19 protein-coding genes are annotated in these 21,189 nt (G+C 59.9%); 12 read left to right on the forward strand and 7 right to left on the reverse strand.

Going from position 1 to position 21,189, the window contains the following annotated elements; genetic code table 11:
* Positions 1-20 precede the first annotated feature (20 nt).
* The 4 genes from CH92_RS05210 (at position 21) to thrC (ending at position 4,264) form a co-directional block, all read left to right on the forward strand.
* Positions 21-746, forward strand: coding sequence for a DsbC family protein (locus CH92_RS05210; RefSeq protein WP_025240720.1), 726 nt, complete (start codon positions 21-23; stop codon positions 744-746).
* Positions 747-849: 103 nt separating this feature from the next.
* Complete coding sequence (locus CH92_RS05215) at positions 850-1,347, forward strand: GFA family protein (protein ID WP_025240721.1); 498 nt, start codon at positions 850-852, stop codon at positions 1,345-1,347.
* A gap of 116 nt (positions 1,348-1,463) precedes the next feature.
* Entirely contained in the window at positions 1,464-2,768 is a 1,305-nt protein-coding gene (locus CH92_RS05220) for a homoserine dehydrogenase (RefSeq protein ID WP_025240722.1), read from the forward strand.
* Positions 2,769-2,854: 86 nt separating this feature from the next.
* Positions 2,855-4,264, forward strand: coding sequence for a threonine synthase (gene thrC / locus CH92_RS05225; RefSeq protein WP_025240723.1), 1,410 nt, complete (start codon positions 2,855-2,857; stop codon positions 4,262-4,264).
* 198 nt (positions 4,265-4,462) lie between these two features.
* Here the strand turns inward: thrC and CH92_RS05230 are convergent, their stop codons facing one another.
* Positions 4,463-5,152 carry a GntR family transcriptional regulator gene (locus CH92_RS05230; RefSeq protein WP_080689969.1) on the reverse strand — a complete coding sequence of 230 codons (690 nt, stop codon included), beginning with the start codon at positions 5,150-5,152 and terminating at the stop codon, positions 4,463-4,465.
* A gap of 326 nt (positions 5,153-5,478) precedes the next feature.
* On the opposite strand from CH92_RS05230, the gene CH92_RS05235 reads away from it, so the two are divergent.
* The 8 genes from CH92_RS05235 (at position 5,479) to CH92_RS05270 (ending at position 15,566) form a co-directional block, all read left to right on the forward strand.
* Complete coding sequence (locus CH92_RS05235; protein WP_235206197.1) at positions 5,479-5,844, forward strand: GlcG/HbpS family heme-binding protein; 366 nt, start codon at positions 5,479-5,481, stop codon at positions 5,842-5,844.
* Between the two features lie 459 nt (positions 5,845-6,303).
* Positions 6,304-7,281, forward strand: coding sequence for a TRAP transporter substrate-binding protein (locus CH92_RS05240; protein WP_025240726.1), 978 nt, complete (start codon positions 6,304-6,306; stop codon positions 7,279-7,281).
* Positions 7,282-7,359: 78 nt separating this feature from the next.
* The gene (locus CH92_RS05245) at positions 7,360-7,884 is read left to right on the forward strand and encodes a TRAP transporter small permease (RefSeq protein ID WP_025240727.1); all 525 of its coding nucleotides are present in this window, start codon (positions 7,360-7,362) and stop codon (positions 7,882-7,884) included.
* 27 nt (positions 7,885-7,911) lie between these two features.
* Positions 7,912-9,222, forward strand: coding sequence for a TRAP transporter large permease (locus CH92_RS05250; RefSeq protein WP_235206198.1), 1,311 nt, complete (start codon positions 7,912-7,914; stop codon positions 9,220-9,222).
* Between the two features lie 25 nt (positions 9,223-9,247).
* Complete coding sequence (locus CH92_RS05255; protein WP_025240729.1) at positions 9,248-10,042, forward strand: enoyl-CoA hydratase/isomerase family protein; 795 nt, start codon at positions 9,248-9,250, stop codon at positions 10,040-10,042.
* A gap of 28 nt (positions 10,043-10,070) precedes the next feature.
* Positions 10,071-11,258, forward strand: coding sequence for a CaiB/BaiF CoA transferase family protein (locus tag CH92_RS05260; RefSeq protein ID WP_025240730.1), 1,188 nt, complete (start codon positions 10,071-10,073; stop codon positions 11,256-11,258).
* Positions 11,259-11,323: 65 nt separating this feature from the next.
* Positions 11,324-12,532: a pyridoxal-phosphate-dependent aminotransferase family protein gene (locus CH92_RS05265; RefSeq protein WP_025240731.1), complete on the forward strand. Its 1,209-nt coding sequence runs from the start codon at positions 11,324-11,326 to the stop codon at positions 12,530-12,532.
* Between the two features lie 34 nt (positions 12,533-12,566).
* Positions 12,567-15,566, forward strand: a complete 3,000-nt coding sequence (locus CH92_RS05270) for an FAD-binding and (Fe-S)-binding domain-containing protein (RefSeq protein WP_025240732.1) — start codon at positions 12,567-12,569, stop codon at positions 15,564-15,566.
* Between the two features lie 107 nt (positions 15,567-15,673).
* On the opposite strand, the gene rnt is transcribed toward CH92_RS05270, so the two are convergent.
* From rnt to CH92_RS05300, 6 genes are all read right to left on the reverse strand, one after another.
* Complete coding sequence (gene rnt, locus CH92_RS05275; protein WP_025240733.1) at positions 15,674-16,348, reverse strand: ribonuclease T; 675 nt, start codon at positions 16,346-16,348, stop codon at positions 15,674-15,676.
* Complete coding sequence (gene pyrC, locus CH92_RS05280; protein ID WP_025240734.1) at positions 16,345-17,388, reverse strand: dihydroorotase; 1,044 nt, start codon at positions 17,386-17,388, stop codon at positions 16,345-16,347. Before pyrC ends, rnt begins: the two co-directional genes overlap by 4 nt.
* 150 nt (positions 17,389-17,538) lie before the next feature.
* On the reverse strand, positions 17,539-18,153 hold the full coding sequence (locus tag CH92_RS05285) for a PqiC family protein (protein WP_025240735.1): 615 nt from the start codon (positions 18,151-18,153) through the stop codon (positions 17,539-17,541).
* A gap of 2 nt (positions 18,154-18,155) precedes the next feature.
* Positions 18,156-19,826, reverse strand: coding sequence for an intermembrane transport protein PqiB (locus CH92_RS05290; protein ID WP_025240736.1), 1,671 nt, complete (start codon positions 19,824-19,826; stop codon positions 18,156-18,158).
* Complete coding sequence (locus tag CH92_RS05295; protein WP_025240737.1) at positions 19,816-20,433, reverse strand: paraquat-inducible protein A; 618 nt, start codon at positions 20,431-20,433, stop codon at positions 19,816-19,818. The genes CH92_RS05290 and CH92_RS05295 overlap by 11 nt, the downstream gene beginning before the upstream one ends.
* On the reverse strand, positions 20,430-21,044 hold the full coding sequence (locus tag CH92_RS05300; protein ID WP_025240738.1) for a paraquat-inducible protein A: 615 nt from the start codon (positions 21,042-21,044) through the stop codon (positions 20,430-20,432). The genes CH92_RS05295 and CH92_RS05300 overlap by 4 nt, the downstream gene beginning before the upstream one ends.
* Between the last annotated feature and the right edge of the window lie 145 nt (positions 21,045-21,189).

Here is a 21,189-nt window from a genome sequence, read left to right on the forward strand (position 1 = left end):
CGAAGTCGCCAGGAGATTCCATGCGCGTGATTCGTTTATTTGCTGCTGCGACCATTGGTCTTGCTAGCACTGTTGCCCTGGCCGCCGATGCCGACAAGACGATCCGAGATTCGCTGCAGTCCATGCAGCCTGGCATGCCGATCGAGGCGATTGCCGAAAGTCCCATGGATGGCGTCTATCAGGTCCAACTCAAGGGAGGGCGGCAGCTCTACGCGAGCGCTGATGGGCAGTTCGTGATTCAGGGGTATATGTTTCAGTTCAAGGACGGTCAGGCCGTTAACCTGACCGAGCAGGCCCAGAGTCGCTCGGTTGCCAAGATGATTGACGCCATTCCCACCAGTGAGATGGTGGTCTTCTCGCCAGAGAAGCCGAAGACTCACATCACGGTTTTCACCGATACCGATTGTGGTTATTGCCAGAAACTTCACAGTGAAATGCCTGAGCTTAACCGTCTGGGCGTCGAGGTTCGCTATATGGCTTTCCCGCGGCAAGGTATGGGCAGTCATGGCGCCAATACCCTCGCCAGCGTCTGGTGCGCCAAGGATCGTCAGGCGGCGATGAATAAGGCCAAGGCGCGTGAGGACATACCAGTCGCCAGCTGCGACAACCCCGTTGCAAAGCAGTACGAGCTGGGTCAAATGATCGGCGTCCAGGGGACTCCGGCGATCATTTTGGCTGATGGTCAGGTTATTCCAGGGTACCAGCCTGCGCCCCAGCTTGCTGAGCTCGCGTTAAAAGCCCAGTGATGTTTCAGGCGGCATCCTTTCAAGGATGCCGTCCTGTGCGCGGCTACTGAACTGTTTCACTCCTCGCGTTCAAAAGCTGAAGGCATCCCGAGGAGATACGAACATGAAGCTTGAAGGTTCCTGTCATTGCAAAGCCGTGCGGTTCTCGCTCGAATCGGCTGAGCCTTATCCGTTCATGCGTTGTTACTGCTCCATCTGCCGTAAAACGGCCGGGGCGGGTGGCTATGCCATCAACTTGGGCGGCGATAATCGGACGCTGGCTGTTGAGGGGCGCGAGAACTTAAGTATCTATCAGGCCAAAATGGTCGATCCGGCAACGGGCGCGACTCGTGTCAGCGACGGGCAGCGTCATTTCTGCAAGCTGTGCGGCAGTGCGCTCTGGTTGTGGGATCCAAATTGGCCGGATCTGGTCCACCCGCATGCATCAGCTATCGATACCGACCTGCCGGAGCCCCCGGAGTCCACGCATCTGATGCTGGCGTCGAAGGCGTCATGGGTCGAGCCACAGGTTGGGCCTGATGACCGCTGCTTCGACCGGTATCCAGACGAGTCGCTCGCCCAGTGGCATCAGCGCCTGGGATTGCAGAGCGAGCCCAGGTAGCGGAAGGCTTTTTTCGGCGTTGCTGTCGATTTGACTAAATCCCGTGCGCTTCGTAATGTGCGACTCTTTTGTTCGGCCGCTGTGCATGGCCGTTCGCTGGTAATGGGGAGTACAGCTTGAAACCGGTGAAAGTTGGCATCTGTGGGCTGGGAACCGTCGGTGGCGGTACCTTCAATGTGCTCGAGCGCAACGCTGCGGAAATCGCCCGCCGTGCCGGGCGTGGAATCGAAGTCGCGCAGATTGCGGCTCGTCATGCGAACCCAAGGTGCAGCACCGGCAACACTCCGATTACCGCCGATATTTTCGAGGTGGCGAACAACCCCGAGATCGATATCGTCGTCGAGCTGATCGGTGGCTATACTCTGGCCCGCGAGCTCGTGCTCACCGCCATCGAGAACGGCAAACATGTGGTCACGGCAAACAAGGCGCTGATCGCCGTGCACGGCAACGAGATTTTCGCCAAGGCTCGGGAGAAGGGCGTCATCGTCGCGTTCGAAGCATCGGTTGCAGGCGGCATTCCGGTCATCAAGGCGATTCGCGAGGGCCTGGCGGGTAACCAGATCAACTGGCTGGCCGGCATCATCAATGGCACCGGCAACTTCATCCTTACCGAGATGCGCGAGAAAGGCCGTACCTTTGAGGATGTACTTAAGGAAGCGCAGGAGCTCGGCTATGCCGAGGCCGATCCGACCTTTGATGTTGAAGGTATCGATGCCGCTCACAAGCTGACCATCCTCGCCTCCATTGCTTTCGGTGTACCGCTGCAGTTCGACAAGGCCTATACCGAGGGCATCTCCCGTCTGACCACCGCCGACGTCAACTATGCCGAGGCACTGGGTTATCGCATCAAACACTTGGGTGTCGCGCGCAGCACCGATTCGGGTATCGAGCTTCGTGTCCATCCGACGCTGATCCCGGCCGACCGGCTGATCGCCAACGTCAACGGCGTGATGAATGCGGTCATGGTCAACGGTGATGCGGTCGGATCGACCCTGTATTACGGTGCTGGCGCCGGCATGGAGCCGACGGCTTCGGCTGTGGTGGCGGACCTGGTGGATGTGGCGCGAGCCCTTACCACCGACCCGAACAACCGCGTCCCGCACTTGGCGTTCCAGCCCGACTCGCTGTCGGCCCATCCGATCCTCCCGATCGGTGCCTGCGAAAGCGCCTATTACCTGCGGATTCAGGCCAAGGATCATCCCGGCGTGCTGGCACAGGTCGCAACCATCCTGTCCGAGCGCGGGATCAACATTGAGTCGATCATGCAGAAGGAAGCCGAGGTGCATGATGGCCTGGTTCCGGTCATTCTTGTCACCCACCGGGTGGTCGAGCAGCGTATCGATGATGCGATCAGGGCGCTGGAAGCGCTGACCGACGTGGTTGGCAGCGTCGTGAGAATCCGGGTGGAACAGCTGAATTAATCGGAGCTGAATCCGGAGCTGGAAGCTGGAGCGAATTGCTCCGCTTCAGCCTAAGGCCAACGGCTCAAAACAAAGGTTTGAACAACATGCGCTATATCAGTACCCGTGGCCAAGCGCCGGCCCTGAATTTCGAGGATGTTCTGCTCGCCGGCCTGGCCAGCGACGGTGGCCTCTACGTGCCGGAGAACCTGCCGCGTTTCACCGTCGAGGAGATCGCGTCCTGGGCCGGACTGCCGTATCACGAGCTGGCATTCAAGGTGATGCGTCCCTTCGTTACCGGAAGCATTCCCGACGCCGATTTCAAGCAGATTCTTGAAGAGACCTACGGTGTATTCGCTCATAGCGCTGTCGCGCCGCTGCGTCAACTGAACGGCAACGAGTGGGTGCTCGAGCTGTTCCATGGCCCGACCCTGGCGTTCAAGGATTTCGCCCTGCAGCTGTTGGGTCGCCTGCTCGACTACGTGCTGGCCAAGCGAGGCGAGCGGGTAGTAATCATCGGTGCGACCTCCGGCGATACCGGCTCGGCGGCGATCGAAGGCTGCCGTCGCTGCGACAATGTCGATATCTTCATTCTTCATCCGCACAAGCGGGTCTCCGAAGTGCAGCGTCGCCAGATGACCACCATCTTTGGCGACAACATCCACAACATCGCCATCGAAGGCAACTTCGACGACTGCCAGGAGATGGTGAAGGACAGCTTCGCCGACCAAGGCTTTCTCAAGGGCACCCGTCTGGTGGCCGTCAACTCGATCAACTGGGCGCGGATCATGGCCCAGATCGTCTACTACTTCCATGCGGCGCTGCAGCTGGGCGGGCCGGCGCGCTCAGTGGCATTCTCCGTGCCGACCGGTAACTTCGGCGACATTTTCGCGGGCTATCTGGCGCGCAACATGGGCTTGCCGATCAGCCAGCTGGTAGTGGCAACCAACCGCAACGACATCTTGCATCGCTTCATGAGCGGCAACCGTTACGACAAAGACACCCTGCACCCGTCGCTGTCGCCTTCGATGGACATCATGGTGTCGTCGAATTTCGAGCGCCTGCTGTTCGACCTGCACGGACGTAACGGTGCTGCCGTGGCCGAACTGATGAACGCATTCAAATCCAGTGGCAAGCTGTCGGTGGAGGAGGAGCGCTGGACCGAAGCGCGCAAGCTGTTCGACTCGCTGGCCGTGGATGACGAGCAGACCTGCAAGACAATCGCCGAAGTCTTCGCCGCCACCGGCGAGCTGCTGGATCCGCACACGGCGATCGGTGTCCACGCTGCGCGTGAATGCCGTCGCAGCCTGTCGACACCGATGGTGACGCTGGCCACCGCACATCCGGTGAAATTCCCCGAAGCGGTGGAGAAGGCGGGCGTCGGCAAGGCGCTGGAGCTGCCGGCCCACCTCGCCGATCTGTTTGAGCGGCCCGAGCGCTGCACCGTGCTGGCCAACGACCTCAAGGCCATGCAGAAATTCGTCGGTGAGCACGGCAATCGCGGCAAGCCGCTGTGATCCAGCGTCGCTGATGGACTCGGTGCCATGCGCTTGGTTTATCTCGACCAAGCGCAACCAGCCTGTTGTTCGTGTTTTCATCCGCGACCCGCTTTGCCTGGGCTAATGGGGTCGCGCCATCCTCCGGAAATCGCCGACTTGGCGACCAGCTCCCTGCGCTAAAGCCCCTCATAGGGGCTGACTCGCCGTGCCGTCGCATCAGTCAGCGACGATTACACTTTCGAGATTGACCGCTTCCAGCTTGTGGCTGAGATGGCCTCTGAGAATATTGCCCAAGCGCTTACCGTCGCGATCCCGTAGCGCCTCGATCATTTCCACATGGTCGTTCACCGCCTTGCGCCAGAAGTCTTCATTCATTTCCATCGTGTAGCGAATTCTTTTCACGCGCTGGCTGAGGTTGTTGTACATCTCCAGCAGGATCGGGTTTCCCGAAGCCAGCAGGATCCGTTCATGGATCTGCTGGTTGGCGGTGAAATAAGCCTGCAGCTCCTTGCTTTCATAGTGCTCGACCATCTTTTGATGAAGCTCGCAGATGCCTGCTAGCTCTTCGTCGTTCAGGCGATAGCAGGCAGCTTCACCGGCTAGCCCTTCCAGGGCTGCCATGACGTCGTACGTATGCTCTACATCACTGAGCGATAGACGACTCACGCGAGCGCCCCGATTCGGCAGAATTTCCACCAATCCTTCTGAGGTCAGAACCTTCAGCGCTTCGCGAAGCGGCGTCCTGGAAATACCGAATGTCTCGCAAAGCTGTTTTTCGGAGATTTTTTCACCTGCAACCAGCGTTCCGTGCTCGATCAGCTCACGGATTCGGTTGGCGGCTTCCTGATAAAGAATCTTGTGCTGAATCTTTTCCAAAGGCTGTTTTTTCCTGAATGGATGCGGCATACCAGACCGGCACACATGAATCATGGTTCGTAATTGATATCAGCGAAGGGTCTGCTAGCATTTTGAATTTAGAATACAAAATAGGACAAAAACCCGGCATAAGCTAAATGTGTGAGAACAAAAAGGGGTTGGCATTGGCGTCTCGCCAGCCTTCGGCCCCGTCCCGTTGTTCACAACAGTGTTCTGATCAGTTTCGCCCGGTTTAAGGCCGGTCTATCGGAGAAAATAATATGGCTGGCAAGGTCTACCGTTCGAGCGTGGTAATACCGCGAGCACAAGCCCGGCAAATCATCGATGCTGCGTTCGCCGAGGCGAGAGCAAAAAACATGGAACCGCTGACCGTCTTCGTCATGGACGCGGGGGGCAACCTGATCGCGGCCGAACGCGAGGATGGATGTGCTCCGTTGCGCTTTCCGGTTGCCAGAGGCAAGGCCTTCGCCGCGCTAGGCAATGGCGTATCCAGCCGCACGGTTGGAGAGCGAAATGAATCGCGTCCGGCATTTCTGGCGTCGGTGGCGGCAGCTTCCGATGGTCATTTCGTTCCGGTGCCGGGTGGTGTGCTGATTCTCTCGAGTAATGACGAAGTGATCGGCGCCGTGGGCGCCAGTGGCGCGTCCTCCGACGAGGATGAGCAGGTTGCTGTTGTAGGAATAGAGGCGGCGGGGTTACGCGCCGGTATCGTTCCGGCCTGACGTCTGCCTCAAATGATTGGCGGCGACCCTGCCGGCAGGCCTTTGCGCCGGCCTTACCGGCGTTTGGCTATCGATTTGCTCTAGTGCGGCCCTAGCCGCTGCCTTTATCGGGCCCGCTTGTGCTGCGTGCCTGTCTGCTCATTTCTTGTAACGACCCTCCCTTAATCCCGCCCCCTGGCGACGGACCGCCGATAGCGCCATGCCCTACCTTCGTTTACCTGCATTGTCCTCGCCTTGGGCGAAGAGGGGGCGATGGCAGTTTTCTTGGCTCATTTCTGGCGCCCTGCAAAAAGCTGGTCTAAGGTCTGGATCGGGTTATGAATAATGAATTCATTTTTTGTTGCCCGCATCCGTTAGCCGGTTTCAACCGCTGCCGGCGCTGCAGTTGGAGCATGGTCAGTGCCGACTGTGAAAAAGGTTTTGCGGTACGCCTCAATAAAAACAAGAGTGGAGGTAAGCATGAAAGTCCTGAAGACAGCGTTGATCGCATCCCTGATCGGTCTAGCTACATCTGCAGCCCAAGCCGCCGAACTGCAGATCAAGTTTGGCCACGTGGGTGGGCCGGGTTCCCTGTTCGAAATCACCGCCAATAAATTTGCCGAGACCGTCAATGAGAAGCTCAAGGGCAAAGCCAAGGTGGTGACCTACGGCTCCAGCCAATTGGGTGACGACTCCCAAATGCTCAACAAACTCAAGTTGGGCTCGCTCGATCTGGCCCTGCCATCAACGGTGATGAGTAGCGTGGCGCCGGAATTCTCGTTATTCGAAATGCCCTACCTGATCACCGATCGCGAGCACATGAAGCGGGTCCGTGACGAGCTGGTGCGCGACGTGATGTACAAGGCCGCTGAAAAGAAGGGCTACCGGATCATCGGCGTGTGGGAGAACGGCATCCGGCAAATCACCAACAACTCACGGCCAATCGTCGTACCTGAGGATCTCAAAGGGCTGAAGCTGCGTACCCCAAACGGGATCTGGCGCGTCGAGATGTTCAAGAGCTACGGCGCCAATCCCGCCCCGATGGCGCTCTCGGAGGCCTTCGTAGCGCTGCAAACCGGAGCCATGGACGGGCAGGAAAACCCGCTCGTGCAGATCTACTCGCAGCGCTTTCACGAAGTCCAGAAATATCTCTCCCTATCCAACCACGTCTACACCCCGGCGTTCGTTCTCGCGGGCGCCAGCTGGAAGCGCTTCCCCGAAGACGTGAGGAAGGTTCTGAGCGAGGCGGCTATGGAAGCCGAAGCCTTTGCACTGGAACAAGGGGCCGCGCTCGATGAAAGCCTCGTTCAAAAGATGGAAGAGGCTGGCATGGAGGTGAACAAGGTCGACCAGCAGGCGTTCATTGACGGCTCCAAGGCGATCTACGCCAAATTCGCCGATGAAGTCGACGGCGGGCAAGCGATGCTCGATAAGGTCGAACAGCTTCGCCAGATGTGACCCTGTGCATGGCGGTATAGATCGCGTTCTGACAAACGCCTGAGCGCTTCGGTGCTTCAGGCACATCGGAGAGAGCTGATGGATTCCTTCAGAAAGGGTTTTTCTAAACTTTTGGAAATCATCGTGGTTGCCAACGTCATTGCGTTGACATTGGTCGTTACGGTTGGCTTCGCGTCGCGGCTGGCTGGTTCACCGTTCAGCTGGTACGACGAGGTGGCGTCGGTCGGTCTGGCTTGGCTTACCTATTACGGAGCGGCACTGGCCGCGGCGAAGGGCGCCCATATCGGCTGCCCTACCGTGGTCAATTATTTTTCTCCAAAACTGCGCTTGCCGATCGCTCTGCTCGCAGAGGCCATCACGATCGGCTTCTTCATATTGCTGGCTGTCACCGGCATGCAGGTCGTGCTGATCCTGGAAGGGTCGTCGTTGATAAGCCTCACCGACGTATCGCTGCAATTGACGCAATCAGTACTGCCAATCGCGTCAGTACTTTTCATCATCGCCGAGATCCTGCGGCTGCCTGAAGTCATTAAAAACGCGAAAGGCGATGGGTTCGTCGACCACGAGCTGGCAGAAGCGGGGGTCAAGCCCGCAAAGGCCTGACCGGGATCACTCAGCGCGAGCGCCTGATTGGGCGCGTCGGAGAATAACAAGATGACTATTCTTTATATGTTCGTGGGGTTGATCCTTCTCATTCTGATCAATGTCCCGGTCGCGATTTCGCTGGGGATCGTTGGTGCGGTTGCGATCTTCTCGAGCTACGGCGCATTGGCCCTTCCGAATATCGGAATGGTGATGTACGACGGTACGACAAGCTTTCCCCTAATCGCCATCCCGCTCTTCATTCTTGCCGGCGCGATCATGAACGCCTCAAGCATCTCAAGGCGCCTGATCGATCTAGCCTCGGCGATGCTCGGGTTTATCAAGGGCGGCTTGTCGATGGTCACCATCGGCGCCTCGATCTTTTTCGCGGAGATTTCCGGCTCGGCAGTAGCGGGCGTATCGGCTATTGGCAGCATCATGATTCCAGCGATGACCCAAAAAGGTTATTCAAAGGAATTCTCAGCGGCGCTATCGTCCTCGGCGGCCAGTCTGGCGATCATTTTGCCGCCCTCGATTCCGATGATTCTTTACGCCGTAATGTCGGGAGAGTCGGTTGTGAAAATGTTCATCGCCGGCATCTTTCCGGGGCTGCTCGGCGCTTTGGGGCTGGCGGGCATGTGTTACTACCTGGCCAGAAAAAACAACTTTCCTTCTGAGGGGGCGTTCCAGGCAAAACGGCTATGGGAAGCTTTCAAAGGGGCGATCTGGGCGCTGTCGATACCAGTAATCATCCTTGGTGGGATATTTGGTGGAATCGTTACGGCGACCGAGGGGGCGGCCCTGGCGGTGGTGGTGGCAATTTTCATCAGCGCCTTCGTCTATCGCGAATTCACGCTGCGCTCCTTCTACAAGGCTTGCCTTGATGCGGGCATACAAACCGCGGTGGTGATGTTGCTGGTCGCGAGCTCGGCAGTGGTCGGCCTTTACTTGACCGAAACGCAGCTGCCGCAGCAGCTGGCCGCTTCCATCAGCGATATGACCAGCAACAAGTATGTGATTCTGGCGCTGCTCAATATCATCTTTCTGATTCTCGGCATCTTCCTGCATTCGGCCGCCGCGATCATCCTGGTCGTCCCGATCGTCTTGCCCCTAGTTCTTGCAGTAGGCATCGATCCGATTCACTTCGGGCTGATCGTCACGCTCAATCTTGCTATCGGCCAACAAACACCGCCGGTCGCCAGCGTTCTGATCGCCTCTTGCTCGATAGCCAAGTCGGATATCTGGGCCACCTCCCGGACCAACCTTTGGTTCCTCGGGGTGCTCTTCGCGATCCTGCTGATCAATACCTATGTCCCGGCCATCGCCATGGTGCTGGTCAACTTCATCTATGGCGCGTAAGCGACATGGGCAAGAGGAGACGATGATGAGTGAAATGTCTCAAGGGCATGTCGACTGCCGCGTCGAGCAGGGCATCGCCTGGGTCGGCTTTAATCGGCCAGAGAGCCGCAATGCGATGACGTGGTCCATGTACGACTCGCTTGAACGCCTGTGTCGGGAGCTGGAAGCAGATCCTAAGGTCGTTGCCGTAGTGTTTCATGGCTGTGGCGGCAAGGCCTTCGTGGCGGGCACCGACATCAAGCAGTTTGCGGACTTCGAGGGCGGCGAGGCGGGCGTGGACTACGAGCGCCGCATCGACAGTGTGATCGCAGGCTTGGAAAACCTGCGCAAACCAACCATCGCCTTGCTCGAAGGTTTTTGCGTCGGCGGAGGGGCGGCCATCGCCCTGGCCTGCGACTTCCGCTACTGCACGCCGTCGTTGAAGTTCGGCGTACCGATCGCCGAGACGCTGGGCAATTGCCTCTCGATAACCAATGTGTCGCGTTTCATGGATTTGCTCGGTGTAGCTCGTACAAAGGAGGTGCTGATGGCCGCTGAGCTGATCGAAGCAACTGAGGCCCTAGCGGCCGGGCTGGTCAGCGCGGTGTTCGAACCTGGCAGCATCCATCAGGAAGTCGAGCGCAGAGCGCAGGCGTTTTCCAGGCGTGCACCGCTGACGGTTCAGGCGACCAAGGAAGTAATCAACCGGGTGCTGGCACACCGGCGCGCCTCGGCAGACGCCAGCGATGACTGGATACGGGCTTGCTACGGCAGTCGCGACTTCCAGGCCGCGGTGAACAAGTTCGTCAGCAAGACCCTGTTCGAATGGACCGGTAAGTAACTTCCGATCCAATTCTGGAGAACCAAGCATGCTTCCATTACGCAACGTGAAAATCCTGGACATCTCGCAGATCATGGCAGGCCCTTACTGCACCATGGTGCTGGGCGATCTCGGGGCCGAGGTCATCAAAGTAGAGAAATCGAACGGTGGTGATGACAGTCGTCAAATGGGTCCCTATGTAAATGGCGAGTCCACCTGTTTTTTTCAGATCAATCGGAACAAGAAAAGCATTTCGCTGAATCTCAAGAACCAGCGGGCCAGGGACATTTTCTATCGATTGGCCGCTGACGCTGACGTCATCGTCGAAAACTATCGACCGGGCGTAACGCAGTCGCTTCACATCGATTACGAGACCATCCGTGCCCTGAATCCCGGGATCATTTATTGCTCGATTTCGGGCTATGGCCAGACCGGTCCCTCCCGCAACAAGGGCGGTTTCGATCTAGTAGCGCAAGGCATGAGCGGCCTGATGTCGATGACTGGCGAGCCTGGCAAGCGCCCCTTGAAGACTGGCATTGCGGTTTATGACATTGGCGCTGGCCTTACCGCGATCTATTCGATTCTTGCCGCTTATATTCACAAGCAGAGCACCGGTGAAGGGCAGCACATCGACATCGCTATCACCGAATGTGGGCTGCCTTGGTTCGCCTGGGAAGCGGCCGCCTATTTCGCCGAGGGCACCGTGCCGCAGCCCACGGGATCGCGTCATCGCATCTCCGCGCCCTATCAAGCAGTCAAGGCTCGGGACGGCTATCTGATGCTTGGCTGTGCCAATCAACGTACCTGGGAACGCCTGTGTCGCGACGTGATTGCGCGCGAGGATCTGCTTGCAGACGAGCGATTCGTCACCAATAGCGACCGCGCCCGTAATGTCGAGGCGCTCGAGGAGATTCTCGAACAAATCCTCTCTCAGCAGCCCATGCAGCACTGGCTCGGCCTGTGCGAAACGGCAGGAGTGCCGGCAGGACCGATCAATGATTTCGCGCAGGCCATGCACGACGAACACTACCTGGAGCGCGGCATGGTTCAGGAAGTCAGCCACCCGGTAATCGGCACTATGAAAACGATCGGCTTTCCCGCGAAGTTCTCCCGCACGCCTTCACAGATTCGCCGACCAGCGCCGCTGTTTGCCGAGCACACCGACGAGGTACTTCACGGGATTGGCATGAGTGACGCGGATATCGGCAGCCTACGGAGTGAAGGATGCATTCATTGACTGGCGTTTTGTTTTGATTTGCTTTGAATGCAAAACACAAAATACAAAATATTTGGAGAATCGCCATGCTGAAGCTCGACTTTCATCCCTCCGGTCGTCATTTCCTGCAAATTCCAGGGCCTTCGCCTGTTCCAGATCGCATCTTGCGCGCCATGAGTTTGCCAACCATCGACCATCGCGGGCCTGAATTCGGTGCGTTGGGCCGCGAGCTGCTGGACAAGATTCGCCAGGTATTCAAAACGCAGCAACCGGTTGTGATCTATCCAGCATCCGGTACCGGCGCGTGGGAGGCGGCGCTGGTCAACACGTTGTCGGCGGGCGATCGGGTACTGATGTTCGAAACCGGTCACTTCGCCACTCTGTGGGAAAAGATGGCGCGCCGTCTGGGACTCGAGCCAGAGTTCATCGGATTACCGGGCTATGAAGGTTGGCGGCGTGGGGTGCAGGCCGACCTGATAGAGCAGCGCCTGAAAGCAGACGGCAACCACAGCATCAAGGCCGTTTGCGTGGTACACAACGAGACCTCCACCGGGGTGACCAGCGACATCGCCGCGGTGCGCCGCGCCATTGATGCGGCCAAGCATCCAGCGCTGCTCCTAGTGGACACGATTTCCGGCTTGGCCTGCGCTGATTATCAGCACGATGCCTGGGGTGTCGACGTCACCATCTCCGGCTCGCAGAAGGGTTTGATGCTGCCGCCGGGTATCAGCTTCAACGCCGTGTCCGAAAAGGCAATCGAGGCCAGCCGCAGCGCGAAACTGCCGAAAAGCTTCTGGGCCTGGGACGAAATACTCGAACTCAACCGCAGCGGTTACTGGCCTTACACGCCCAACACCAACTTGCTGTACGGCCTGAACGAAGCGCTCGACATGTTGCTGGAAGAGGGCCTAGATCATGTCTTCGCTCGCCATCAGCGTTGGGCTTTGGGGGTACGCACGGCCGTTGAAACCTGGGGGCTGGAAGTGCAATGCCAGGAGCCGAGCGTCTATTCGCCGGTGCTGACTGGTGTGGTGATGCCGGATGGGGTGGATGCCGACGAGGTTCGCAGCCTGATTTACCGCCGCTTCGATCTTTCGCTTGGGACCGGCCTGGGGAAGGCGAAGGGCAAGATGTTCCGCATCGGCCATCTGGGCGATTGTAACGATCTCACCCTGATCGCCACGCTTGGTGGATGTGAGGCTGGCCTGAAAATGTGCGGGGTATCGCTCAAGGGTAGTGGTGTGCTCGCCGCGCTGGATTACTTTGCTGCGAATCCGTTGGACGAGGCGCGCTGACATTCCCCTTTGACGGCAGACCTGGGAGGTCGTGATGACTTCGTTTACCGAACCCAAAATAGCGGCGAGCAAGGTTTCATCTGAGCGCTCTTCGGCGCTGGCTACGCGATTGCGGCGCGAAATCGCCGGCGATGTCTTGTTCGATCGCGCGTCACGTGGTCGCTATGCGACGGATGCGTCGATCTACCAGATCACGCCAGTCGGTGTAGTGATTTTGCGTCACCAGCACGACCTACAGGTCGCACTGGATATCGCGCGGGACGCCAAAATCCCGTTGCTGGCGCGCGGCGGCGGCACCAGCCAATGCGGGCAGACCGTTGGTGATGCCCTTATCGTGGATACCAGCCGCTGGCTAAACCAGGTCGTCGATTTCGATGCAGAAAACCTGACGGTGGTGGTCGAGCCAGGAGTCGTGCTCGATGACTTGAACCGCTGGCTCAAGCCGCATGGACTGTGGTTTCCGGTGGACGTGTCGACCTCCGCCCAATGTACCCTGGGCGGTATGGCCGGTAACAACTCCTGCGGCTCGCGCTCCATCCGATACGGCAACATGGTGCACAACGTGCTGGGCATCGATGCGTTGCTGGCGGATGGCAGCGAGGCGCGCTTCGGTCTGCTCCATGAGCTGGCGCAGGGCGATCGGATACGCCAGATCGCCCGTGAGGTGCAGCAAATCGCCGAGCGCGAGCAGGCCAATATCCGTGAACATTATCCGAAAGTGCTGCGCCGAGTAGGCGGGTACAACCTCGATCTGTTCGACTGCCAAAACCCGCTTCCTTACGATTCGAATGGGCAGGCTAACCTGGCCCATCTGCTGATCGGATCGGAAGGTACGCTCGCGGTCACCCGGCGAATCAAACTCAAACTGGCGCCGCTACCGCAGCACAAGGTACTGGCGGTGGTGAACTTCCCGACCTTCTATCAGGCCATGGACCTGACCCAGCACATCGTCACGCTCGACCCGACGGCGGTCGAACTGGTCGATCGCACAATGATCGATCTATCGATGGAAAATCCGTCCTTCAAGCCGGTGATCGAGAAGGCGCTGATCGGCCAGCCCGAGGCACTGTTGCTGGTCGAATTCGCAGGTGAGGAGGTCGCTGCGCTGCATGAGCAACTCGCCAGGCTGAACGAGCTGATGGCCGATCTGGGGCTGCCCGGCAGCGTGGTCAAGATGACCGAGGCGACGGAACAAACGGCGTTATGGAACGTACGCAAGGCCGGCCTGAATATCATGATGAGCATGAAGGGCGACGGCAAACCGGTGTCCTTTATCGAAGATTGCGCAGTGCCGCTTGAGCATCTGGCCGAGTACACCGCCAAGCTCACCGAGGTGTTTCACAGGCACGGCACGGAAGGCACCTGGTACGCCCACGCCAGTGTCGGCACCCTGCACGTGCGGCCAATTCTCGACATGCGCCGCGATGGTGCGGAAAAGATGCGCGCCATTGCCGAGGAAGCGTCCGCGCTGGTGCGAGCCTACAAGGGGGCGTTTTCCGGCGAGCACGGGGACGGGTTGTGCCGCGGAGAATGGGTGGCGTGGCAGTTTGGCCCGCAACTCAATGCCGCGTTCAAAGAAGTGAAGCAGCTGTTCGATCCGGAAAACCTGCTCAATCCGGGCAAGATCGTCGATACGCCACGCATGGACGACCACAGCTATTTCCGTTTTCCCAAAACCTATCAGCCGATTCCGGTAACGCCAGTGCTCGACTGGTCGGACTGGAACGTGCTGCGCGATCCACTTACCGGAGCGCAGAGCGCGCCGGGTAGCGGGGCCGACCCTACTGGCGGGCTGATCGGCGCCGTCGAGATGTGCAACAACAACGGCCACTGTCGCAAATTCGATGCCGGCACCATGTGCCCCAGCTTCCGGGCGACGCGCGATGAGCAGCACCTGACCCGCGGCCGTGCCAACACTCTACGGCTGGCCTTATCCGGCCAACTGGGTCCCGATGGATTGGCCAGCGAGGACGTCAAGGCCGCGCTCGATCTATGCGTGTCCTGCAAGGGCTGCAGGCGCGAATGCCCGACAGGCGTCGACATGGCGAAGCTGAAGATCGAGGCCCGTGCCGCCTGGGCTAAGACCCATCCTCTTGCGCTGCGCGAGCGATTGGTCGCGGACATGCCACGCTACGCGCCGTATGCCCGTCACCTCACAGCTGTGACTGATCTGGTCGAGCGTATGCCGCTGCTGTCGCAGTGGATCAAGCGCACGCTCGGGTTGGCCGGACAGCGTGCGCTGCCGCGTTTCGCGGGCAATTTCCTGGCGACTGCTCCGGTAAACCGCTCAACCCATGTGCGGGAAGTCCTGCTGTTCGTCGACACCTTCAACAACTACATGGAGCCGGAGAACGCGCGGGCCGCCTGTCGCGTACTCGAGGCGGCCGGGTATCGGGTCCATTTCAATCAGGCGCCGCAGGAACGTCCGTTGTGCTGCGGTCGCACTTATCTGGCATCCGGACAGGTCGACAAGGCCAAGGAGGAAGCCCGGCGCACGCTTGATCATCTGCTGCCGTTTGTCGGGCGCGGTGTGAGCATTGTCGGCCTCGAGCCCTCGTGCTTGCTGACCATGCGCGATGAATTCATGCGTTATGGCTATGGCGAGCAGGCTAGAGCGTTATCTGAGGCGTCCTTCCTGTTCGAGGAGTTTCTGGTCAGGGAACAAGCGGTCGGCAATCTACAGCTCACGCTCAAGGCCTTGGATGCCCCGCGTGTACTGTTGCATGGACATTGCCATCAGAAGGCGTTCGATGCGCTGCGACCGGTGGAGCAGGTGCTGCGCTGGATACCGGGACTGGATGTCAGGACTATCGAAACGTCGTGTTGCGGGATGGCCGGCAGTTTCGGCTACGAGCGCGAGCACTACGATGCTTCGATGCAGATGGCCGAGCTGGCGCTGCTACCGGCGGTGCGCAAAGCGGAGGCCGAAGACCTGATAGTCGCCGATGGCACCAGCTGCCGGCACCAGATCCACGACGGCGCGCAGCGTGAAGCTTTGCATGTGGCTAGGGTATTGGAACGAGCGTTGCGCTGATATGTGGCGCTGGCGATCCTGAGCGGCAGGATCGCTAGCGGTGCAGGATCGTTGGGCCGTGGCGCAGGCTGCTTGCCGTTTAGGCGTTCAGATGATGGCCGGACGACTCATTCGTCGAACTCTTCCCAGCCGCCCATTTCCTTCCAGCGATTGACGATGCCGCAGAACAGCTCGGCAGTCTTTTCCGTGTCATAACGGGCCGAATGGGCTTCGCGTCCGTCGAAATCGATACCCGCAGCCTGACATGCCTTGGCCAGTACGGTCTGGCCATAGGCAAGCCCGGCCAGCGTCGCGGTGTCGAAGCTCGAGAAAGGATGGAAGGGGTTGCGTTTGATATCGCAACGCGCAATTGCCGCATTGAGGAAGCCGAGGTCAAAGCTGCTGTTATGCCCTACCAGGATGGCGCGCTTGCAACCGGCGGACTTAACCGCCTTGCGCACACTGCGGATGATCTCGTTCAGCGCCTGCGACTCGGGGACCGCCATACGCAGCGGGTGGTCGAGCTTGATGCCGGTGAATTCCAGCGCCGCTGCCTCGATATTGGCGCCGGCGAAGGGTTCCACGCGAAAAAACAGCGTCTCCTGCGGGTAGAGCAAGCCTTGTTCATCCATGCCGATAGTCACAGCGGCGATTTCCAGTAGTGCATCGGTGGCGCAATTGAAGCCACCGCACTCGACATCCACCACTACCGGCAAGAAGCCACGGAAGCGCCGCGCCATGGGTGAGCGCGCCTTGCCAGGAAGGTTGCCTTCAAGTTCGTCGTCGAACTGCTCATCACTCATGCGCTTGTCTCCAGCCGCCACTGCAGGGTTTCGCCCGCGCGCAGAGGGACCACGTTATGTTCGCCAAAGGGCAGATTGGCCGGCACGCTCCAGGATTCACGGACCAAGGTGATCTGCTCGGTATTACGCGGCAAGCCATAGAAGTCGGCGCCGAAGTGGCTGGCGAAGGATTCCAGCTTGTCTAGCGCTTGGCGCTGCTCGAAGGCTTCGGCATAGAGTTCGATCGCCGCAAAGGCGGTGTAGCAACCGGCACAGCCGCACGCATTTTCCTTGGCGTGCTGGGCATGCGGCGCCGAGTCGGTGCCTAGGAAGAACTTCGGGTTGCCGCTGGTCGCCGCGTCGAGCAGGGCTTCCTGATGGATGTTGCGCTTGAGGATCGGCAGGCAGAAGAAGTGCGGGCGAATGCCACCCACCAGCATGTGGTTGCGGTTGTAAAGCAGGTGGTGGGCGGTGATCGTCGCGCCGACATTGGCGCTGGCCGCCTCGACGAACTGCACCGCGTCGCGGGTGGTGATGTGTTCGAACACCACCTTGAGACTTGGGAAGCGTTCGGTGACGCGGCTCAGCTGTTCATCGATAAAATATTTTTCGCGATCGAAGATATCGATCTCTGAGCGAGTGACCTCGCCATGCACCAGCAACGGCAGGCCGACTTCGGCCATGGTCTCCAGCACCGGGAAAATGTTGTCGATGCGAGTCACCCCGGATGCCGAGTTGGTGGTCGCGCCGGCGGGGTAGAGCTTGGCCGCATGAACATACCCGCTGGCCTTGGCGGCGCGTACATCGTCGGGCTGCGTGCCATCGGTGAGGTAGAGCACCATCAGCGGCTCGAATCCGCTCCCGGCTGGCCGGGCGGCGAGAATCCGCTGGCGGTAAGCCTGAGCCTCCGAGGCGTTGCGAACCGGCGGAACCAGGTTCGGCATGATGATCGCGCGCGCGAACTGGTGTGCGGCGTCCGCCACGGTGTGCGGCAACGCTGCGCCGTCGCGCAGGTGAATGTGCCAATCGTCGGGGCGCAGTAGTGTCAGTCGGTCAGACATGCAGGGTTCCAGGCGGGTAAAACGTGCGCAAATGCTACCGGAAAATTCAGTGCCTCGCTTCAGCCCCTGAAACTATAAGCGCCGATCGGGCGCAACAGTGACTTGCCTAGAGCACCTCGAAGAACCGCAGCGGTGAGCGTACACCCGTCGCTAGGGCTGCGGGCAGTCGCCATCAGGGTTCGTTGCCCAATGCCGAGCCGTCCGGGCAATGGTGTCAGCAAGCCCGGCGATGGCCCGCTGGTGGGCTAATACCAAGCTGTCCAGCTCGGCGCCCGCTTGCTCGTGGATCACGCTGGCGCAGGTCAGCGTCCGGCTTTCCCGGCCGCGCTCGCTCATCTCCAGGTTCCACACGACGTCCAGCGCCGCATGCAGACCGGGTAAAGAGTCGAAACGACGGACATCGGTACGCAGGCTCAGCACCGGTGTGTTCGCCCGTCCGGGCAGACCCGCCAAGTCGCGTACGCCGAGGCGATGTTCCAGCTCGATTGCCAATGCATCATGGAACTCATCGGCCGGCGGCGATGCCCAGAGCGCGCTTTCCAGAATCGTCAGGCGACCATCGCTTTCGCGCACTACCAGGCTCGGCTGGTCGGCTTGCACCGGAATACGCACGGGCAGGACCTGCAACTGGAACCCGACCGGCTCGACCGCGTCGGTGGTCCGTGGCTGGGCGGCGATGAGCGTGTGGTAGCGGGTCGCCGGCGAGCTGCAGGCGCTCAGTATCAGCGCGCTGACGAGCATGAGCAGAGGGGGGCGCAAGGTCATGGCTATTGCTCCGGATTCAGTTCGCGGGAGGTGGCTTGGCCTTTGTAGTTGGCCGGTGTTTCGTCACCGCCGCGGCCTCGGATAAGCGATTCCGGATGGCGCCCGAGGTAATCGGAGAGTGCCCGTACGGAGCGTACCGCACGCTGGACTTCTTCGAGGGTGTCGCCCAGCTGCCGACGCTGCGGCGATCCTTCGGCCAGTGTCTGGTTGGCGTTCTGCAAGGTCTGTTCCGATCGCTCCAGGGTTCGCTGGAGCTGCGGAAGAACGGCGCCATTGACCTGCTTCAGGGTCTGCCTCAGCTCGCTGAGGCTGCCGTTCAGGTTCTCGGCCAGGGACTCGACGGGCAGCTTGCTGAGTTTGTCGACCATGGCCTGCAGTTGTTCCTGCAACTTGTCGAAGCTGCCGGCGATGGTCGGGATGACCATTGGGCGAGCATTCTGGTCGAAGGCGACCTTCGGTGCTCGCTGGTCGAAGTCCAGCGAAATGTACAGCTGACCGGTAAGCAGATTGCCAGTTCGTGCCTGGGCCCTCAGCCCGCGCTCGACGAATATCTGCATGAGGCGAGCGGCATGTTCTTCGGTATCGCCGCCCAGGGTGTTGGTCAGCTTGTCGTGCGCAGCGCCCAGGCGATTGGGGAAAATCACCGCACCGACCACCACGGGAAAGCTTTTGCTCTTTTCGTCGTAGTCGAGCTTGACCGATACCACGCGGCCGATCGACACGCCGAGAAACTCCACCGGGGCATCGACTTTCAAGCCCCGTAGGGGCTGGCCGAAGCGCATCTGAATGTAGCGAGGTGGGCCGTCAGCGGGTGCCATCGCCTGGCGCACATCGGCAAACAGCGAGAACTCGCTGTCTTGCGCGGCAGGCTGGGCGTCGGGACTGTAGTTGGGCGCGCGAAAAGCGATGCCGCCAGCGAGTATGGCCGAGAGTGACTCGGTATTGACTCGAAGGCCGTCGGCGGCGATAGACACGTCGACACCGCTGGCATTCCAGAAGCGGGTGTCGTCGGTGACGAACCGATCGTAGGGGGCGTTGACGAAGACCTGAACCTGGACGCCCATGCCGTCGTCGGCGAGCTTGAACGAGACCACCTGGCCGACCTGAAGGCGACGGTAGTACAGCGGCGAGCCGATGCCGAGCGAGCCCAGGTCATCGGTGCGCAGCGTGAACTGTTTGCCTTTGGCGCCGAAGGTCACCGGCGGCGGCGCTTCCAGGCCGATGAATTCGCGCCGGGTTTCCTCTGCGCGACCGGCATCGGCCCCGATGAAGGCGCCGGAAAGCAGGGTGTCGACGCCGGACACGCCGCTGGCGCCGATGCGCGGGCGCACGACCCAGAATTTGGTGTCTTCGCGGGTGAAGGGCTCGGCGTTCTGATCCAGCTGCACGGTGGCGATGACCCGGGTTTGATCCTCGCTGAGCGCTATTTCGGTGACCTGGCCAATGACCACGTTCTTGTACTTGACCTGTGTCTTGTTGGCCTCGAGCCCTTCCGCGGTCTCGAAACTTACGCTGATCTGCGGTCCGGCGGAAAGCCAGTTCTGCATGACCATGGAAAAACCCACTAGCGCGGCGACGATGGGAACCAGCCAGACCAGCGAGACACGGACACGCTGATGCCTGATTTCAGGTGAGCCGGCGGATAATTCAGGGTGGTTAGGGTTATCTGACATCGTCTTTCTCTGCGTCCCAGATCAATCGCGGATCGAAGCTCATCGAAGCCATCATCGTCAGCACCACGACCAGCCCGAAAAAAAGAATGCCCAGGCGCGGCTCGATGGTGCTCAGTGCGCGGAACTGCACCAGTGCCGCTACCAGCGCGACCACCAGCACGTCCAGCATCGACCAGTAGCCGATGGTTTCGATAAAACGGTACAGCCGTGCGCGTTCGCGCATGGCCCAGCGGCTACGGCGCTGAGTGCTGATCAACAGCATGCCGAGCACGAAGAATTTCATGCAGGGCACCCCGACGCTGGCGATGAAAATCAGCAGCGCTATGTCCCAGGAGCCGTCTTTCCAGAACTCGACCACGCCGCTGAGAATGGTGTTTTCGCTGCCGCTACCGAACATGTCGGTGTACATCACCGGCAGCATGTTGGCCGGGACATACAGAACCAACGCCGCGATCAGCAACGCCCAGGTGCGCGCCAAGCTGCTCGGTTTGCGCCGATGCAGCAGGGCCTCGCAGCGTGGACACTCAAGATCTTCCAGGTGACATGCCATGCCGCAGTCGTGGCAAAGCTGCAGGCCTAGCTCAGAAGCGTAGGGAGGTTGCATCATCGTGCCGGTACGCCGAGTTCGTCCCACAGACCGTCGCGCACATTGCGGCCGGCGATCAGCAGAATCAGAATGGTCAGGACGGCCATGGCCCAGAGGCCAATCCCCGGGTGCACGTCGACCATACCGCCAAGCTTAATGATGGCGACGAGAATCCCTAGCAGACACACCTCGAGCATGCTCCAGGGACGAAGATGTTCCAGCGCCCGCATGCAGGCGCTAAAACCCGGCGCGATTTGGCCGCCGCGCGCATACACCAGGATCCAGCTCAGCAGGATGATCTGCAAGGCCGGCGCGAAGATGATGCTCAGGCCAGCAACCAGCGCGATGGGGGTGATCCGACCTCGGGCCAACGCCTCGACGGTTCCCCATAACGTCGCCTCGTTGCTCAGCCCTTGCATGCCGATCTGCATGATGGGAAACGCATTGGCGAACAGAAACAGGATGGCGGCAGCCAGCGTCAGCGCCAGCAGTTGATCGGCGTTGAGGAACCTGGCCCGTTCCAGCAGAGCACCGCAGCGCAGGCAATGGGCCGTCTGTCGTCGTGTCAATGCAGGGCGCCGGTACACCGAATCGCAGTGTTCGCAGATGATCAGCGGCGTTCCGCTCAGGATATCCAGACGTGACGCCGATACCTGGCCGGGAGCTTCGGCTGTTTGTCGAGGAGTCAGGCTGTCTGGCTTCAAAGCATCCACTCGATGGGAAGAATCGACAGAAACGGCACGCAGGCTCTTGTCGGACGCTCGTGTGCGGCTCGCT

Source organism: Stutzerimonas stutzeri, from assembly GCF_000590475.1.
Lineage (GTDB): Bacteria > Pseudomonadota > Gammaproteobacteria > Pseudomonadales > Pseudomonadaceae > Stutzerimonas > Stutzerimonas stutzeri_D.

What these genes read in the sequence shown, in the direction of transcription:
- CH92_RS05240 (WP_025240726.1), top strand. Translation starts at nt 6,304, where the DNA reads ATGAAAGTCCTGAAGACAGCGTTGATCGCATCCCTGATCGGTCTAGCT.
- CH92_RS05270 (WP_025240732.1), top strand. Translation starts at nt 12,567, where the DNA reads ATGACTTCGTTTACCGAACCCAAAATAGCGGCGAGCAAGGTTTCATCT.
- rnt (WP_025240733.1), bottom strand. Translation starts at nt 16,348, where the DNA reads ATGAGTGATGAGCAGTTCGACGACGAACTTGAAGGCAACCTTCCTGGC.
- CH92_RS05210 (WP_025240720.1), top strand. Translation starts at nt 21, where the DNA reads ATGCGCGTGATTCGTTTATTTGCTGCTGCGACCATTGGTCTTGCTAGC.
- CH92_RS05290 (WP_025240736.1), bottom strand. Translation starts at nt 19,826, where the DNA reads ATGTCAGATAACCCTAACCACCCTGAATTATCCGCCGGCTCACCTGAA.
- CH92_RS05235 (WP_235206197.1), top strand. Translation starts at nt 5,479, where the DNA reads ATGGAACCGCTGACCGTCTTCGTCATGGACGCGGGGGGCAACCTGATC.
- thrC (WP_025240723.1), top strand. Translation starts at nt 2,855, where the DNA reads ATGCGCTATATCAGTACCCGTGGCCAAGCGCCGGCCCTGAATTTCGAG.
- CH92_RS05295 (WP_025240737.1), bottom strand. Translation starts at nt 20,433, where the DNA reads ATGATGCAACCTCCCTACGCTTCTGAGCTAGGCCTGCAGCTTTGCCAC.
- CH92_RS05285 (WP_025240735.1), bottom strand. Translation starts at nt 18,153, where the DNA reads ATGACCTTGCGCCCCCCTCTGCTCATGCTCGTCAGCGCGCTGATACTG.
- CH92_RS05230 (WP_080689969.1), bottom strand. Translation starts at nt 5,152, where the DNA reads ATGCCGCATCCATTCAGGAAAAAACAGCCTTTGGAAAAGATTCAGCAC.
- CH92_RS05260 (WP_025240730.1), top strand. Translation starts at nt 10,071, where the DNA reads ATGCTTCCATTACGCAACGTGAAAATCCTGGACATCTCGCAGATCATG.
- pyrC (WP_025240734.1), bottom strand. Translation starts at nt 17,388, where the DNA reads ATGTCTGACCGACTGACACTACTGCGCCCCGACGATTGGCACATTCAC.
- CH92_RS05245 (WP_025240727.1), top strand. Translation starts at nt 7,360, where the DNA reads ATGGATTCCTTCAGAAAGGGTTTTTCTAAACTTTTGGAAATCATCGTG.
- CH92_RS05215 (WP_025240721.1), top strand. Translation starts at nt 850, where the DNA reads ATGAAGCTTGAAGGTTCCTGTCATTGCAAAGCCGTGCGGTTCTCGCTC.
- CH92_RS05265 (WP_025240731.1), top strand. Translation starts at nt 11,324, where the DNA reads ATGCTGAAGCTCGACTTTCATCCCTCCGGTCGTCATTTCCTGCAAATT.
- CH92_RS05255 (WP_025240729.1), top strand. Translation starts at nt 9,248, where the DNA reads ATGAGTGAAATGTCTCAAGGGCATGTCGACTGCCGCGTCGAGCAGGGC.